This is a genomic window from Luteolibacter flavescens, from assembly GCF_025950085.1.
GTDB classification, from domain to species: domain Bacteria; phylum Verrucomicrobiota; class Verrucomicrobiia; order Verrucomicrobiales; family Akkermansiaceae; genus Haloferula; species Haloferula flavescens.
Window position 1 is genome coordinate 1 of record NZ_JAPDDS010000065.1, and the last position, 1,089, is coordinate 1,089.

General features: G+C 70.4%; 1 protein-coding gene. It reads right to left on the reverse strand.

Translation table 11 applies throughout. From position 1 onward, the window contains the following. Window positions 1-32: 32 nt before the first annotated feature. Window positions 33-1,089 (reverse strand): acyl--CoA ligase (locus OKA04_RS25020; protein ID WP_264503868.1); only part of this gene is annotated, 1,057 nt, incomplete at its 5' end.

Consider the following 1,089-nt stretch of genomic DNA (forward strand, 5'->3'; position numbering starts at 1 on the left):
GCGATGGGTTGGTCGGGAGGTAGAGACTTTTATTACGCCTTGGTGGGCAGCACCGGCACGACGAAGTGCTGCGCGACGATGCGGCGCTGGATCTTGCCGGTGGCCGTCTTGGGAAGCTCGTCGGCGATGTACACCTTCTTGGGCACCTTGAACGCGGCCAGGTTCCTCCGGCAGTAGGCCAGCACCTCCTCTTCCCCGAGCGACACGCCCTCCCGGGGGATCACCGCGCAGTTGATCTCCTCCCCGTACTTGGCGTCGGGCACCCCGAACGCCACGGCCTGCGCGATGGCCGGGTGCCCGAGCAGCACCGAGTCCACCTCGATCGGCGATATCTTCTCGCCGCCGCGGTTGATCAGCTCCTTGATCCGCCCCACCAGCCGCAGGTACCCCTCCTCGTCCACGACGCCGATGTCGCCGGTGTGGAACCACCCGAACCGGAACGCCGCCTCGTTCGCCTCCGGGTTCCCCTTGTACCCGCTCGTCACGTTGGCGCCGCGCACGCACACCTCGCCGCTCTTCCCGGCCTCCACCCGCCGCCCTTCCTCGTCCAGGATCGCCATCTCCTGACCCACCGCGCGCCCCACCGACCCGGCCTTCCTCGCCCCGTCCTCCGGCAGCGGGTTCGACGTCATCAGGTGCGACGCCTCCGTCATCGCGTACGCCTCCACCACCGGCGCCCCGAACGCCGCCTCCAGCTTCTCCATGATCGCCGGCGCCAGCGACGCGCTGCAGCTGCGGATGAACCGCAGCGCCGGGTACTCCGCCTCCGGCTTCGAGGTGTGCCGGTCGATGATGATCTGGTGGATCGTCGGCACCGCCGTGTACCACGTCGCGCCGGCGCCGCGCATGTCGGCCCAGAAGGTGGACGCCGAGAAGCGCCCCGCCGCCGGGAGCGTCACGGACGCGCCGGACGCCAGGGAGGCGAGGAGGCCGCAGAGGAGGCCGTGGACGTGGAAGAGCGGGAGCACGATCACCGTCGCGTCCGCCTCGGTGAGGCGGTACACGGCGCGGATGTTCTGGACGGACGCCGCCAGGTTGCGCTGCGTGAGCGGCACGCCCTTGGGCCGGCTCGTGGTGCCGGAGGTGTGC